Consider the following 13,910-nt stretch of genomic DNA (forward strand, 5'->3'; position numbering starts at 1 on the left):
GGTTTGATTTAGTCTGTGATTAACAATGAGCGGGCCGCTGCGTCAACAGCATCAACGGTGATGTCATCAACCTGTGGCCCGGCATGTAACAACACATGGCGGGTTAACGGGTACCAGCGCCGGTATTTTTCTGGCCGCGACTCAAACAGTGCGACGACCGGGATCTGTAATGCTGAACTGATATGGACCGGTGCGCTATCAGCCGAAATAACTACATCCAATTGACTGGCTGCGGCCACGAACTCATCAACTGACGGTGTGAATAGACTTCGGCCGTGGATGCTCGCCAGTTGCTGTTCACTTGGCGGTGCGATGGGATCATACAAAATCACTATCTCGGCCTGATCACTGAGCTTCAGTGCTAACTGTTGCCACTTTTCCCACGACCAACGCCGTTGCGGTGCTTTATTCGAGACAAACAGCCCGATGCGTGGCTGATTGCGTTCACCTAATTCTGCCTGCCATTTTGCCTGCAATTGTGGGTCAGGATAGAGATGTAACTTGAGCGTATCGATGTCGACCCGCCCCAGTTCGGGTAGCAGTGCAAAACCTGACAGTGCCTCATGGCGTATTGGCCGATTGGTCACATGGTCAGGATTGCGGTCATCAAATTCACTGCCCGGGTTATGCCAGCGGTTATCGACCACGCCAATTCCCAAACGAAATGCAACAAAGTGACCCACCGGTCAGGTACGGATAAAATAGCCGTATTGACCCTGTCGGAGACCCTGTTGCATGAAGGGAAAACATTTGACTCAGCATGAGCGCTTTTACATCGAAAAACGAAAAGCTGAAGGCGTTAATCAGTCCTGCATTGCCAGAGAACTGGATGTCTCTCGCTCTACCCTGAGCCGGGAGCTCAGGCGTAATACGGACCCCGCTTTCAACGGACTTTACTCCTCCAGACGCGCTGATGCCTTAGCCAGACAACGGCGGGGCGCCACCTCGGCACACAATGCCTGTTTCCCTCTGGGCCAGCAGACACAAGACTTTCTCCGGCAGGCGCTGGCTGTACATACCTCCCCTGAGGTTATCTGTGGGAGACTGAAAATCCAGTTTGATATCGCCGTCAGCAAAAATACCCTCTGAAGTGGTCAACAAAAATTGGCCACGGTTTTAGAGCTTTCCCAAAATAATCGCTCTGATTCATTGGGTGTTAATCCACCATTGTATTGGTGGGGTCTGAGTTGGCTGTAATAGCCAATGATGTAATTCGTTATGGCGTTATTTGCTTCGCCAAAATTAGCGTATCCACAGTTGGGTACCCATTCTGATTTAAGACTGCGAAAAAATCGCTCCATTGGACTGTTGTCCCAGCAATTCCCACGTCGACTCATGCTTTGCTTTATCCGATAACGCCACAGTAACCGTCTAAATTCCTTGCTGGTATAGTGACTTCCTTGGTCAGAATGATACATAACGTCAGCCGGTTTCCCCCGGGCTTCCCAGGCCATCGTTAATGCTTTTCCTGTTAGGGCTGAGTCTGGAGAAAACGACATCGCCCAGCCTATTGGCTTGCGGGAAAATAAATCCAGAACAACCGCCAGATAAGCCCAGCGTTTGCCCGTCCAGATATAGGTCACGTCGCCGCACCAGGCCTGATTAGGCTCTGTTACTGCAAACTGGCGATCCAGATGATTAGGGACATCCACATGCTCTTTTGTGGCTTTTTTGTAGCGATGCTCCGGTTGCTGGCAACTGACAATATTAAGCTCTTTCATTATCTTACTGGCTCGCCAGCGACTTAACGGGACACCTTTTGCACTCACCATCTCGGCAATACTTCTTGCTCCCGCTGAGCCATTACTGACACGGTGTACTTCACGAACCAGTCCCTGTAAGACGATGCGTTTTGCATCAGGCAGCCGTGGCCGACTTGACCAGTAGCGATAACTGCTGCGATGGGTCCCGAACACATTGCAAATAAAGGCAACAGGAAAGCGCGTCCTGAGTTTCTCAACTAACGAGAATTGTTCAGGGAGTCTGACATCAAGAGCGCGGTAGCCTTTTTTAGAATATCGTTTTCCATTTCAACACGTTGTAACCTTTTCTTAAGCGCCTGTATTTCGATATGCTCTGGGGTTATGGCGGATGCTTTCGGTGTTTTCCCGTTGGTTTCATCGCGGATCTGATAAATCCATCGCTTCAGCGCAGAGATACTGACATTCATCGCCTTAGCCGCTTCCGGTTGTGTGTAATTATGCAGTAGGACCAGTTGCGCACATTCACGTTTGAATTCAGGACTAAATTTGTTGGTCATTATGCCACCTGTTTGGTTGATGAACTGACAATAGCAGTTCTTTTCAAATGGCCAAATTCAGTATTCCACTTCACTCTACCGCTATATCCGTTCGGACAGACAGGCTGGCGGTAAGCTTTACCTTCAGCTCCCTCACCGGGGTAAACGCTATCGCTATGATACGGGTGAGCCCGGACGCACGCCCATCCCGGACAGGGTTGGCATTGAGCACAGGCCTGCTGAGGCTGAACTCAAACAGGTTCCCGGGCATGTTGAAATCGATACGATTTTTGGCAAAGACCAGAAGTCATTCCTGCTGACGGTCGTGGACAAAGCCACAAAGCAGGTCATTATCCGTAAACTCCCCAATAAGTGCGCTGAGAGCGTCGTGGAAGCGTTCAGGGACATCGTGGCGAATACTTTCTGTGAGTTTAAAACCCTGACGGCAGATAACGGACCCGAGTTTGCGAAACATAAGGACATCACTCAGGTAACGGGCGCAAAGGTTTACTTTGCCCGGCCTTATCATTCCTGGGAGCGGGGGTTGAATGAGCATACCAACGGTCTGATACGGCGGTTTTATCCGAAAGGAACCGATTTTAATGGCGTCAGCGATGAAGATATTGCGAGACTGGAGCACATCCTCAACACTCGGGGGCGCAAATCTCTGGAATACAGCTCACCGAATGAGGTATTTTTAGAGTATCTACTCGCTGCATAACGCATGATGGTTTGTTGCGTTTCGTTCGGGAATGGGGCCCACATTAAGTTGTTTAGCGAACTGGATACTGTTTTTGTTCATGCCACCGTTAGGGATAACCAGTAAATCAAAACGTAAACATCGCAGTCGCCAAATCAGGGCCAGACGATTAAACAGCGCCTTGATCCTGCCCGGTTGTTGGTTTCTTTCACATTGCTTACTGTAAACGTAGGTGTGAACGGTGCTGATATCGGGGTTACGTGCCAGTGCATCTCGATTGTATTTATTTGCCAGCACATGAATTTCGGCTGCTGGCCAGCGCTGCTTTAATGCATGTAATAAAGCAGTGGTACAAACCAGATCGCCAAGGAAATCAATTCGGATAACCAAAATGCGCTGCATCTATACATATTCCCAGAAGTAATTTTATGCCTTATTAAACATGAAAATTTCCTGAGTAATAACAAAAATAAACGTAAATTTGAGATCTATTTTGATAATGAATGCTTCTGCTGCGCATAACGCCATAGAGTGACTGATAAACGTACCGCTCGCCAGAACTCACTGATATTCCCCGCGCCCTGAAACAGCGCTTTGGGTAAGCCTAATGCCTTAAACTCAGCCGCGAGTGCCGAACGTTCTGGTGACGGGGATAATCTCTTACGCATCAACCCAAAAAAATGGCCGCTCTCCTGATTAGCGTGACGTAACAGCGCACGGCATAACGGCGGTTGTTGCGTGGCAGAAAGGTTAATTAGCGCGTTAATAATTCTAAGATAGCTATTGGCGCGAGCCAACAAGGCTTGGGGTGACGGAGAGAGGGTGATGGAGTGTGGGTTGGTGCGATAACCATAAAATGGCGTATCACAGAAACCGACACGTTGTACGGCGAGTGCCAGATGGGTGGTCCACAGAATATCTTCATGTAGCATTCCAGGGATGAATGCAAGTTGATGGGTCGCGACCAATTCGCGCCGAATCAATTGTAGCCATACATAATGTGGCCACTCATTATGTTCAATACTGCGAATAACCCATTGCTGGCCGCTAAGTATCTCGCTCCACGGCTGTTTATATAACAAGGGGCTGCTGGGCGCTAGGTGGGGATCAGTGGTAAAGGTAAAACCATTACCTATCAATAAATCTAATTGCTGCCGATTGGCCTGTTGCAACCAAGTTGATAAAGCATCAGAGGCCAGCCAGTCATCGCCATCAACAAAAGCAATCCAGGGGGCGGTTGCCCGAGCGATTCCGGCATTACGGGCCGCAGAAAGCCCCTGATTGGCCTGATTAACAATGACCAGCCGCGAATCACGGCGCGCGGCGGCTACTAATATCGTCAGGCTGTCATCGGTCGAACCATCATTGACGGCAATGATTTCCAATGACACACCCGACTGCTGGTACAATGAATCCAGTAGTTGTGTGAGGTAAGCGGCGCAATTAAATACCGGAACCACCACACTAATATCCTTATTAGTCATGATCTTATTATCCTTAATACTGGCGTTTTCTGAAAAGCGGGTTATCCCGCTTCAAATATCTTAGTGAGGTTCTCCAACTGCTCCTGAGCATCTAGCCAGTGCATTTCAGTCTCTTCAAGTTTGGTTTTCACTTGCGTCTGCTGCTGTAAACATTGGGTCAAATCAGCCTTACGTGCAATATCGTATAAGGCAGAATCAGCCAATTGTTCTTCGATGACTGCCAGCTCGGTACTGAGCTTATCCATCTGTTTTTCCAGCGTCATAATCTGCTTACGCAATGGCTGAGTCTGGGTTCGGAACTCTGCCTCACGGCGTTTTTGATCTTTACGCTGTTGGGCACTATTACCTGACAACTCTTTTGTCGGATTATCCTGCTGGCTTTGCTGGCGCTGCACATCGACCAAAAATTGCTGATAATCTTCTAAATCGCCGTCGAATTGCTCTACTTTGCCATCATGCACCAGATAGAGGTCATCGGTGGTGGAACGCAGTAAATGGCGGTCATGGGAAACCACCACCAATGCGCCTTCAAAATCAATTAAGGCTTCGGTTAGCGCCTGACGCATATCAAGATCAAGGTGGTTGGTTGGCTCATCGAGTAGCAATAGGTTAGGGCGCTGCCAGATAATCAGTGCCAGTACTAAACGTGCTTTTTCACCGCCGGAGAAGCGGGCCGTTGGGTCAGTAACCTGATCGCCCTGAAAACCGTAGCCACCTAAATAGTCGCGCAGTTGTTGTTCCGACTCTTTGGGTGCCAGGCGGCTCATATGCTGTAGCGGTGATTCATCCGCACGCAAAAACTCCAACTGATGCTGGGCGAAGTAACCCAGTTTAATCCCTTTGGATAAACCAATCTCACCGCTTTGTGGCTCTAAAGTGCCGGCTAGTAACTTAATTAGCGTAGATTTACCCGCACCATTGCGCCCCAACAGACCGATGCGTGAGCCGGGGACCAGATTGAGCTTAATGGACTGCAAAATCGTACGATCACCATAGCCTGCGCTCACTTTCTCCATGCGGAGTAGGGGGTCAGGCAAACTTTCCGGTGTACGGAAGCTGAAGTGGAATGGGTTATCCACATGGGCAGGTGCAATCAGTTCCATCCGCTCAAGCATCTTGATGCGGCTCTGAGCTTGTTTGGCTTTAGTCGCCTGTGCACGGAAACGGTCGATATAGCTTTGTAAATGCGCCACTTTTTCTTGCTGATGCTGATACATCGACTGCTGCTGCGAGAGCTTGGTCGCTCGCTGGCGTTCGAAAGATGAATAGTTACCGGTATATTCATTCAGCGTCTGCTGTTCAATATGCAGAATCTTATCAATAATAGGATCAAGGAAATCGCGGTCATGAGAAATTAAAACCAGCGTGCCAGAATAGCTTTTCAGCCACTTTTCCAGCCAGATAACCGCATCTAAATCCAAGTGGTTGGTTGGTTCATCCAGTAGCAGCAAATCAGAGCGGCAAACCAGCGCTTGGGTCAGGTTAAGGCGCATGCGCCAGCCGCCGGAAAATGAACGTACCGGTTGCTGTAATTGCTCTTGAGAAAACCCCAGCCCGTGTAGCAAACTGGCGGCACGGGATTGAATTGTCCAGGCATGGATGGCATCAAGTTTGCCGTGCACGGTGGCGATGGCATGACCATCGTTTTTTTCATTAGCGGCCTGAAGTTCGGCCTCCAATTGGCGATATTCGCGATCCCCGTCGATAACATACTCTATCGCCGGAATATCCAGTGCCGGAGTTTCCTGATTAACCCAGGCCAGTGCCCAGTTACTGGGGAAAGTGGCATTGCCCCCATCGGCGCTCAGTTCGCCTTTGAGCAACGCCAGCAGGGTGGATTTACCACAACCGTTTTTGCCGACCAGCCCGACCTTTTGGCCAGGATTAATCGTTGCTGTAGCGTTGTCCAGCAAGACGCGGGTACCACGTCGTATTTGAAGCGAAGAAAAAACAATCATAGAGTGCCGTATGTTTAGAGTTTACCCGTCATACTTCAAGCTGCATGTGTGTTGGCTGCGCTCGCTCACCCGAATCACTTACTCTAGTAAGCTCATCGGGATTCTCTCGCTTGCCGCCTTCCTGCAACTCGAATTATTTTGGGTATATGTTAAATTATTATCCCCGTGGTTCTTGTCGCTACCGACGGGTAACGCCAATGACTTTGGGTATAAATCTTAGTCTTTTTTAGTCTTTGCGAAGTATGGTAACGGAAAAACCGGACCCTGACGACGCTTTGGAGGGGAATGATGTCGCAGCCACCGAAGGTTTTGCTGCTGTATGCCCATCCGGAATCACAAGACTCGGTGGCAAACCGGGTTTTACTGCAACCGGTGCAGCAGTTAGAACATGTTACTGTGCACGATCTCTATGCACATTATCCTGATTTCTTTATTGATATTCACCATGAGCAGCAATTGCTACGTGAGCATCAAGTTATTGTATTTCAACATCCTCTCTATACCTACAGTTGCCCGGCGTTGCTGAAGGAGTGGCTGGACCGGGTATTAGCTCGTGGGTTTGCCAATGGTGTGGGTGGTCATGCTCTGACGGGTAAGTATTGGCGCTCGGTAATTACCACCGGCGAACCGGAAGGGGCCTATCGGGTAGGGGGCTATAACCGCTATCCGATGGAAGATATTCTGCGCCCTTTCGAATTGACAGCGGCTATGTGCCATATGCATTGGATGAACCCGATGATTATATACTGGGCGCGACGTCAGAAACCGGAAGTCTTAGCCAGCCATGCGCAAGCTTATACGCAGTGGTTGCTGTCGCCGTTGCCTGCGGGAGGGCACTGATATATGGAAGGCTCAGCGCTACTTACTGCCATTTTATTATTTTTATTTGCCGCTGTGGTTGCGGTTCCTATTGCTCAACGCCTGGGTATTGGTGCGGTGTTGGGTTATCTGATAGCCGGTATTGCTATTGGTCCATGGGGGTTAGGTTTTATACGTGATGTTGACGAAATACTGCACTTCTCCGAGCTTGGTGTGGTGTTTCTGATGTTTATCATTGGGTTGGAGTTGAATCCAGCCAAGCTATGGCAGTTGCGGCGCTCTATTTTTGGTGTCGGTGCGGGTCAGGTTGTTATTACAGCGGCAGTATTGGGGGCATTACTCTATTTCACTCAGTTCGCCTGGCAGGCGGCGGTTATCGGTGGCATTGGTTTAGCAATGTCCTCGACCGCGATGGCATTGCAGCTAATGCGGGAAAAAGGCATGAACCGCAACGAAGGCGGGCAGCTCGGATTCTCGGTGTTACTGTTCCAGGATATGGCGGTTATACCTGCTTTGGCGTTGATCCCTATTCTGGCGGGGGGCGGTGGTGCTGCCAATGATTGGGTCAAAATTGGTATTAAAGTTGCGGCGTTTGCGGGCATGTTGATTGGTGGTCGCTATCTGCTGCGCCCCTTGTTTCGCTATATTGTCGCCTCTGGTGTGCGGGAGGTTTTTACTGCGGCCGCATTACTGGTGGTATTAGGTTCTGCACTGTTTATGGATGCATTGGGCCTATCGATGGCGTTAGGGACATTTATCGCCGGGATATTACTGGCCGAAAGTGAATTTCAGCACGAACTGGAAATTGCCATCGAACCTTTTAAAGGGTTATTGCTCGGGTTGTTCTTTATTTCGGTTGGGATGGCGCTGAATCTTGGTGTGCTATTCACTCACCTGCTGGATGTGTTGTTAGGTGTGCTGGCGCTGGTATTTATCAAAGGCACCGTATTGTATGGTTTGGCACGTACATTTGGCTTGCGCCGTTCGGTGCGCTTGCAATTTGCCGGAGTGCTCAGTCAGGGCGGTGAATTTGCTTTCGTCTTGTTCTCCGCTGCATTCTCTCAACATGTTCTAAATGCTGAACAACTGGCATTGCTGCTGGTGGTGGTTACGTTGTCGATGATGACGACACCATTATTGATGCAGGCTATCGATCGCATTCTGATCCGCCGTTATAACGCGCAGGAAGAGAGCGATGAGAAGCCGTTCGTGGAAGATAATGATCCGCAGGTGATTATTGTTGGTTTTGGGCGATTTGGTCAGGTGATTGGCCGCCTACTGATGGCGAACAAAATGCGTATTACCGTGTTAGAACGTGATGTCAGTGCGGTGAGTGTGATGCGCAAATACGGTTACAAAGTCTATTACGGCGATGCCACCGAATTGGAACTGTTGCGGGCCGCCGGCGCGGAAAAAGCTAAAGCTATTGTTATCACCTGTAATGAGCCGGAAGATACCATGACATTGGTGCATCTGTGCCAGCAACATTTCCCTGATTTGCACATTCTGGCGCGTGCCAGAGGGCGTGTTGAAGCACATGAACTGTTGCAAAATGGCGTCAAAGACTTCACCCGCGAAACCTTTTCCAGTGCGCTGGAGTTGGGGCGTAAAACGCTATTGGGATTGGGAATGCATCCACATCAAGCTTATCGGGCGCAACAACATTTCCGTCGTCTTGATATGCGGATGCTGCGTGAATTGGTGCCGCAGCATCATGGTGATGTGGCGCAAATCTCCAGAGTTAAAGAGGCCCGCCGTGAACTGGAAGATATTTTCCAGCGAGAAATGCTACATGAAAGTCGGCAGTTAGATGGGTGGGATGAATACGAATAATGTCGGAGAAAACGATGACAAGTGCTCTTAATAAGACAAAAACGCGCAAAAGATTTATCGCTGGAGCGGTTTGTCCAAAATGTAAGGCATTGGATACCTTGGCTTTATGGCGTGAAGATCACGTGGAGGTGGTGGAGTGTGTCAAGTGTGGTCACCATCAACGCCAGACGGATGAACAGGTCAATCAACACGTCCGCCCGCATGAACAAGTGATCGGTATTTTCCATCCCGAGTAGCGTTATCCTTCGCGATTTTTTATGCTGGTGGGTACAGCGGTGCAGATTTCAGCTACAATCTGTGCCAATTTTTGTTCCAAGGGTAGGAGATATCATGAAAGTAGCAAAAGACTTGGTGGTCAGCCTGGCTTACCAGGTACGTACAGAAGACGGTGTTTTAGTTGATGAGTCTCCGGTGAGTGCGCCGTTGGACTACTTGCATGGACACGGTTCCCTGATCGCTGGTTTGGAAAAAGCGCTCGAAGGTCATGAAGCTGGCGACAGCTTTGATGTGCGCGTGAATGCAGACGAAGGCTACGGCAGCTATGATGAAAATCTGGTGCAGCGCGTACCGAAAGACGTCTTTATGGGTGTTGACGAGCTGGAAGTTGGCATGCGTTTCCTGGCTGATACCGATCAAGGTCCAGTACCGGTAGAGATCACTGCTGTTGAAGATGAGCACGTGGTGGTTGATGGTAACCACATGCTGGCGGGTCAGGATCTGAACTTCCACGTTGACGTGGTTGCTATCCGTGAAGCAACAGAAGAAGAGCTGCAACATGGCCACGTACATGGCGAGCATGATCATCATCATGAACACGGTGATGGTTGCTGTGGCGGTCATGGCCATGATGAGAGTGACCACGATCATGAACATGGTAAAGGTGGTTGTGGTAAGGGCGGCTGTGGCTGTCACTAAGATCTGACTCTGTCAGTCAAAAGCCAGCCTTGCGGCTGGCTTTTTGCTATCCGCATTAATAATGCGGAGGCGGTGTCTCTTCTGCTGGCGAGGCCATCATGGAAGACTGAGATTCGCGCAGTTTATCGGTCAACAAGCGCAGATGCTCCCGCAATTTGGTCATTTCCATTTGGTGCTCCGTCACGATCAAATTGAGTTCCTCAATCGTCACTTCCTGAAATGCCAGACGGCTTTCCAGCATTTCCAGCCGTTGTTCAAACAGGGATTGTTCCATATTAATTTCCTCTCATGACTGCAAACCATACCCTCTTATTACTTCCTATTTGATACTCATAGAGAAAAAACAGGGGAGGGGCGATTCTACCTGTAAAACGCCGTGATTGCCTTGCGAGGATCAAGATATCGATAAAACGAAACTTCTTGTAGTAAAAAAAGTCTTAATATCACTTAATAGCATCAGCATAGAGATTGTTTTGTGTTCGCACAGACAGTTATAGTACAAGTTACACTTATAATCGTTGCTTGGGGTAAGTGTCCTTAAGCCAATGGAGAAATGGATGAAATCACTGTTTAAAGTAACGCTACTGGCTACCACCATGGCGCTGACCCTGAATACCTCTGCTACTTTCGCTGCTGAAGCAGCCAAAACCGCAGCCGCGCCAGCAACGACCAATAGCGCATTTAAAAATGATGACCAGCAATCTGCTTATGCATTAGGCGCATCATTAGGGCGTTACATGGATAATTCCCTAAAAGAACAAGAAAAGCTGGGTATTAAACTGGATAAAGACCAGTTGATCGCCGGTGTTCAGGACGCGTTTGCTAACAAAAGCAAACTGACTGATGCAGAAATTGAAAGCACTCTGCAAAGTTTTGAAGCTCGCGTAAAAGCTTCTGCTCAGGCAAAAATGGAGCAGGACGCTAAAGAAAATGCCGATAAGGGCGCTAAGTATCGCGATACTTTCGCTAAAGAAAAAGATGTGAAGAAAACCGCATCTGGCCTGCTGTACAAAGTAGAGAAAGCCGGTACTGGTGAAGCACCAAAAGACAGTGATACCGTGGTTGTTAATTACAAAGGGACACTGACTGATGGCACTGAGTTTGATAACTCCTACAAGCGTGGTGAGCCATTATCCTTCCGCTTGGACGGTGTTATCCCAGGTTGGACTGAAGGCCTGAAGCAAATCAAAAAAGGTGGCAAGATCACCCTGGTTATCCCACCAGAACTGGCTTACGGCAAAACTGGCGTCCCAGGTATCCCAGCTAACTCTACTCTGGTATTCGATGTAGAACTGTTAGATGTGAAAGCGGCACCAAAAGCTGATGCTCCAGAAGAGCAACCAGCAGCAGCTGCAGGCGAAAAAGCGAAGAAGTAATTCAGCTTAGTTCACCGATTCTGCTTATAACCGCTGCGATAATTGTCGTGGCGGTTTTTTTTGCGGCACATCTATCAATTTTCACTTCTGTTCGTTGATAACTTGACGGTTTATGGCTTGTGGGCTTAACGTCAATATCACGCGCAAACGCAAGGATTTTATCTCAGCATATTTGCTAGACTTAAAATCTAAGATATTGAGTTATGAGTCTGCCAACGATATTGAGACAGGCTTTACCTAGAGGATGGTGTCTTCGATGTCTAATTCGCTTCTCAGTAGCGAAACCAGTGAACTGGATTTACTGGATGAACGTCCGTTCAGTCAGACGGACCATGAAATACTAAAATCATACGAAGCTGTCGTTGATGGCTTAGCTATGCTTATTGGCGGCCACTGTGAAATCGTTCTGCACTCACTGGAAGATCTGAAAAGCTCTGCGGTAAGAATTGCGAATGGAGAACACACTGGAAGGCAAATTGGTTCACCGATAACCGACTTGGCTCTACGGATGTTGCACGATATGGCCGGTGCTGATAGCAGTGTTTCAAGAGCTTATTTCACCAGAGCCAAAAGTGGTGTACTGATGAAATCAGTCACTATCGCTATCCGTAACCGTGACCAGCGTGTTATTGGCTTGCTGTGCATCAACATGAATCTGGATGTGCCTTTCTCACAAATCATCCAAACGTTTATGCCGCCGGAAACGCAGGAAGTTGCTTCCTCGGTCAACTTTGCCTCATCTGTTGATGATTTGGTGGCGCAAACACTTGAATTTACCATCGAAGAAGTCAATGCGGACCGTAATGTTTCTAACAATGCGAAGAACCGCCAAGTGGTACTTAATCTTTATGAAAAGGGTATTTTTGATATCAAAGATGCCATCAATCAGGTTGCAGAACGGCTTAATATCTCTAAACACACCGTCTATCTCTACATTCGCCAATTCAAAAGTGGCGACCTTGTAGGGCACGACCGTTAATGTCTGGCGTGAAAAGATATTGTCTTATGGTCACTGGGCCTGCTTATGGTACGCAGCAGGCCAGTAGTGCTTATCAATTTGCACAAGCGCTGATAAATTCAGGTCACAGTTTGGTGAGTGTTTTCTTCTATCGCGAAGGCGTTTTGAACGCTAACCAATTAACTGCCCCTGCCAGTGATGAATTTGACTTGGTAAGGGCGTGGCAACAATTGGCGGCTGAACATGCTGTTATGTTGCATGTGTGTGTGGCGGCGGCATTACGCCGTGGTGTAACCGACCAACAGGAAGCCGAACAACTCAATCTTGCGGCAGCGAATCTGCAACCGGGTTTTACCTTAACCGGCTTGGGTGCGTTAGCCGAAGCCGCATTGACCTGTGATCGCATGGTGCAATTTTAATGGCAATGAAACGTGTCGCTTTTGTTTTCACCCAAGGTCCGCATGGCAATTCGGCAGGGCGGGAAGGGTTGGATGCCTTACTGGCTACATCGGCATTAAGCGAAGATTTAGGTGTATTCTTTCTGTCAGATGGTGTCTTGCAGCTATTACCTCAGCAACAACCGGAAATAATTCTCGCCAGAAACTATATTGCCACTTTCGGTGTCTTACCCCTGTACGATGTTGAGGATTGTTATATCTGCGAAGACTCATTAGAGCAACGCGGGTTGAGTTGTGTGACGAACTGGATCCTTGATGTCGAGGTATTATCTCCGGTAAATTTACGTCGCCAATTGGCAACTTATGATGTTGTGCTGACTTTTTAATGGGATTTGGGTCGCTATAATGCTGTATACCGTCAGTCATTCCCCTTATCGTTGCGATTTATCTGCTTTGCTGAGATTAGTCACATCTGAAGATGAGATTCTCTTTCTACAAGATGGCGTTATGACTGTTTTGAAAAACAGTGAAAGTCTTAAGCTATTGTTAAATAACCCAGCTTCTCTATTTGTGTTAGAAGATGACGTTATTGCACGTGGTTTGTCTGGTCAAATTTCAGACAGCGCTACGCTAATCGGCTATACTCACTTCGTGGATTTGACCCTAAAACATCAGCAACAACTGGCATGGTAATGCAGTCAATGCTGTATATTTCTTGACACCTTAGATAGTCAGCCATAAAATTCTGCGTCCTCGTTCTCTGCCAGTCGTGCAAACGAGGGGGATTTATCACGTGTTTACGAAGCAAAAAACCAGGAGCTTTTTTAATAATGGCAACGATTAACCAGCTGGTTCGCAAGCCACGCAGCATGAAGGTTGCTAAAAGCAACGTTCCTGCGCTGGAAGCATGCCCGCAGAAACGTGGTGTATGTACCCGCGTATATACCACCACCCCGAAAAAACCTAACTCCGCACTGCGTAAAGTTTGCCGTGTGCGTTTAACTAACGGTTTTGAAGTCACCTCCTACATTGGCGGTGAAGGTCATAACCTACAGGAACACTCCGTGATCCTGATCCGTGGCGGTCGTGTAAAAGACTTGCCAGGTGTGCGTTACCACACCGTCCGCGGCGCGCTTGACTGCTCAGGTGTTAAAGACCGTAAGCAATCACGTTCTAAGTACGGCGTGAAGAAGCCAAAGGCTTAATGGTTCTCCGTTAAGTAAGGCCAAA

At 48.5% G+C, this 13,910-nt stretch carries 16 protein-coding genes and 2 pseudogenes; 12 read left to right on the forward strand and 6 right to left on the reverse strand.

Features of this window, described 5'->3' with window-relative positions; translation table 11 throughout:
* Positions 1–8 precede the first annotated feature (8 nt).
* Positions 9–647 (reverse strand): annotated as a pseudogene (locus tag ACWJJO_RS01175) (glycosyltransferase family 9 protein); the annotation flags it as partial.
* 88 nt (positions 648–735) lie between these two features.
* Here ACWJJO_RS01175 and ACWJJO_RS01180 point away from each other — a divergent pair.
* Positions 736–1,089 (forward strand): helix-turn-helix domain-containing protein, encoded by a 354-nt coding sequence (locus ACWJJO_RS01180; RefSeq protein ID WP_481090542.1) that lies wholly within the window; start codon positions 736–738, stop codon positions 1,087–1,089.
* A gap of 5 nt (positions 1,090–1,094) precedes the next feature.
* Here ACWJJO_RS01180 and ACWJJO_RS01185 read toward each other — a convergent pair.
* A protein-coding gene (locus tag ACWJJO_RS01185) for an IS3 family transposase (protein WP_481090543.1) occupies positions 1,095–2,260 on the reverse strand; the annotation gives its coding sequence in 2 pieces (ribosomal slippage) (positions 1,095–2,014 and positions 2,014–2,260; 1,167 coding nt in all).
* Positions 2,261–2,315: 55 nt separating this feature from the next.
* Between ACWJJO_RS01185 and ACWJJO_RS01190 the strand changes: the two genes are divergently transcribed.
* The gene (locus ACWJJO_RS01190) at positions 2,316–2,960 is read left to right on the forward strand and encodes an IS30 family transposase (protein ID WP_481091551.1); all 645 of its coding nucleotides are present in this window, start codon (positions 2,316–2,318) and stop codon (positions 2,958–2,960) included.
* Positions 2,961–2,999: 39 nt separating this feature from the next.
* On the opposite strand, the pseudogene ACWJJO_RS01195 reads toward ACWJJO_RS01190, so the two are convergent.
* The 3 genes and pseudogenes from ACWJJO_RS01195 to ACWJJO_RS01205 form a co-directional block, all read right to left on the reverse strand.
* Positions 3,000–3,341: pseudogene (locus ACWJJO_RS01195) on the reverse strand (glycosyltransferase family 9 protein); the annotation flags it as partial.
* A gap of 86 nt (positions 3,342–3,427) precedes the next feature.
* The gene (locus ACWJJO_RS01200; protein WP_193784746.1) at positions 3,428–4,423 is read right to left on the reverse strand and encodes a glycosyltransferase; all 996 of its coding nucleotides are present in this window, start codon (positions 4,421–4,423) and stop codon (positions 3,428–3,430) included.
* Between the two features lie 41 nt (positions 4,424–4,464).
* Positions 4,465–6,381, reverse strand: coding sequence for an ABC transporter ATP-binding protein (locus ACWJJO_RS01205; RefSeq protein WP_481090544.1), 1,917 nt, complete (start codon positions 6,379–6,381; stop codon positions 4,465–4,467).
* A gap of 288 nt (positions 6,382–6,669) precedes the next feature.
* On the opposite strand from ACWJJO_RS01205, the gene kefG reads away from it, so the two are divergent.
* The 4 genes from kefG (at position 6,670) to slyD (ending at position 9,948) form a co-directional block, all read left to right on the forward strand.
* Positions 6,670–7,221, forward strand: a complete 552-nt coding sequence (gene kefG / locus ACWJJO_RS01210; protein WP_193784847.1) for a glutathione-regulated potassium-efflux system ancillary protein KefG — start codon at positions 6,670–6,672, stop codon at positions 7,219–7,221.
* Positions 7,222–7,224: 3 nt separating this feature from the next.
* A complete protein-coding gene (kefB, locus tag ACWJJO_RS01215; RefSeq protein WP_083161175.1) occupies positions 7,225–9,033 on the forward strand; it encodes a glutathione-regulated potassium-efflux system protein KefB in 1,809 nt (602 codons plus the stop codon).
* Between the two features lie 14 nt (positions 9,034–9,047).
* Positions 9,048–9,269 (forward strand): YheV family putative zinc ribbon protein, encoded by a 222-nt coding sequence (locus ACWJJO_RS01220; RefSeq protein WP_032906619.1) that lies wholly within the window; start codon positions 9,048–9,050, stop codon positions 9,267–9,269.
* A gap of 94 nt (positions 9,270–9,363) precedes the next feature.
* Positions 9,364–9,948, forward strand: a complete 585-nt coding sequence (gene slyD / locus ACWJJO_RS01225) for a peptidylprolyl isomerase (RefSeq protein WP_083161174.1) — start codon at positions 9,364–9,366, stop codon at positions 9,946–9,948.
* A 55-nt stretch (positions 9,949–10,003) separates the two neighbouring features.
* On the opposite strand, the gene ACWJJO_RS01230 is transcribed toward slyD, so the two are convergent.
* Positions 10,004–10,222: a protein SlyX gene (locus ACWJJO_RS01230; protein ID WP_005186209.1), complete on the reverse strand. Its 219-nt coding sequence runs from the start codon at positions 10,220–10,222 to the stop codon at positions 10,004–10,006.
* A 283-nt stretch (positions 10,223–10,505) separates the two neighbouring features.
* On the opposite strand from ACWJJO_RS01230, the gene fkpA reads away from it, so the two are divergent.
* The 6 genes from fkpA to rpsL all read left to right on the forward strand — a co-directional run bounded on the left by fkpA (position 10,506) and on the right by rpsL (position 13,885).
* A complete protein-coding gene (gene fkpA / locus ACWJJO_RS01235; protein WP_083161173.1) occupies positions 10,506–11,324 on the forward strand; it encodes an FKBP-type peptidyl-prolyl cis-trans isomerase in 819 nt (272 codons plus the stop codon).
* A gap of 256 nt (positions 11,325–11,580) precedes the next feature.
* Positions 11,581–12,303: a helix-turn-helix transcriptional regulator gene (locus ACWJJO_RS01240; protein WP_032906602.1), complete on the forward strand. Its 723-nt coding sequence runs from the start codon at positions 11,581–11,583 to the stop codon at positions 12,301–12,303.
* The gene (gene tusD, locus ACWJJO_RS01245; RefSeq protein ID WP_083161172.1) at positions 12,303–12,701 is read left to right on the forward strand and encodes a sulfurtransferase complex subunit TusD; all 399 of its coding nucleotides are present in this window, start codon (positions 12,303–12,305) and stop codon (positions 12,699–12,701) included. Before ACWJJO_RS01240 ends, tusD begins: the two co-directional genes overlap by 1 nt.
* The gene (gene tusC / locus ACWJJO_RS01250; protein WP_481090545.1) at positions 12,701–13,066 is read left to right on the forward strand and encodes a sulfurtransferase complex subunit TusC; all 366 of its coding nucleotides are present in this window, start codon (positions 12,701–12,703) and stop codon (positions 13,064–13,066) included. Before tusD ends, tusC begins: the two co-directional genes overlap by 1 nt.
* A gap of 19 nt (positions 13,067–13,085) precedes the next feature.
* The gene (gene tusB, locus ACWJJO_RS01255) at positions 13,086–13,373 is read left to right on the forward strand and encodes a sulfurtransferase complex subunit TusB (RefSeq protein WP_049601300.1); all 288 of its coding nucleotides are present in this window, start codon (positions 13,086–13,088) and stop codon (positions 13,371–13,373) included.
* 137 nt (positions 13,374–13,510) lie between these two features.
* Positions 13,511–13,885, forward strand: coding sequence for a 30S ribosomal protein S12 (gene rpsL / locus ACWJJO_RS01260; RefSeq protein WP_002212323.1), 375 nt, complete (start codon positions 13,511–13,513; stop codon positions 13,883–13,885).
* Positions 13,886–13,910: the final 25 nt, after the last annotated feature.

The sequence above is a fragment of the Yersinia antarctica genome (assembly GCF_056636475.1).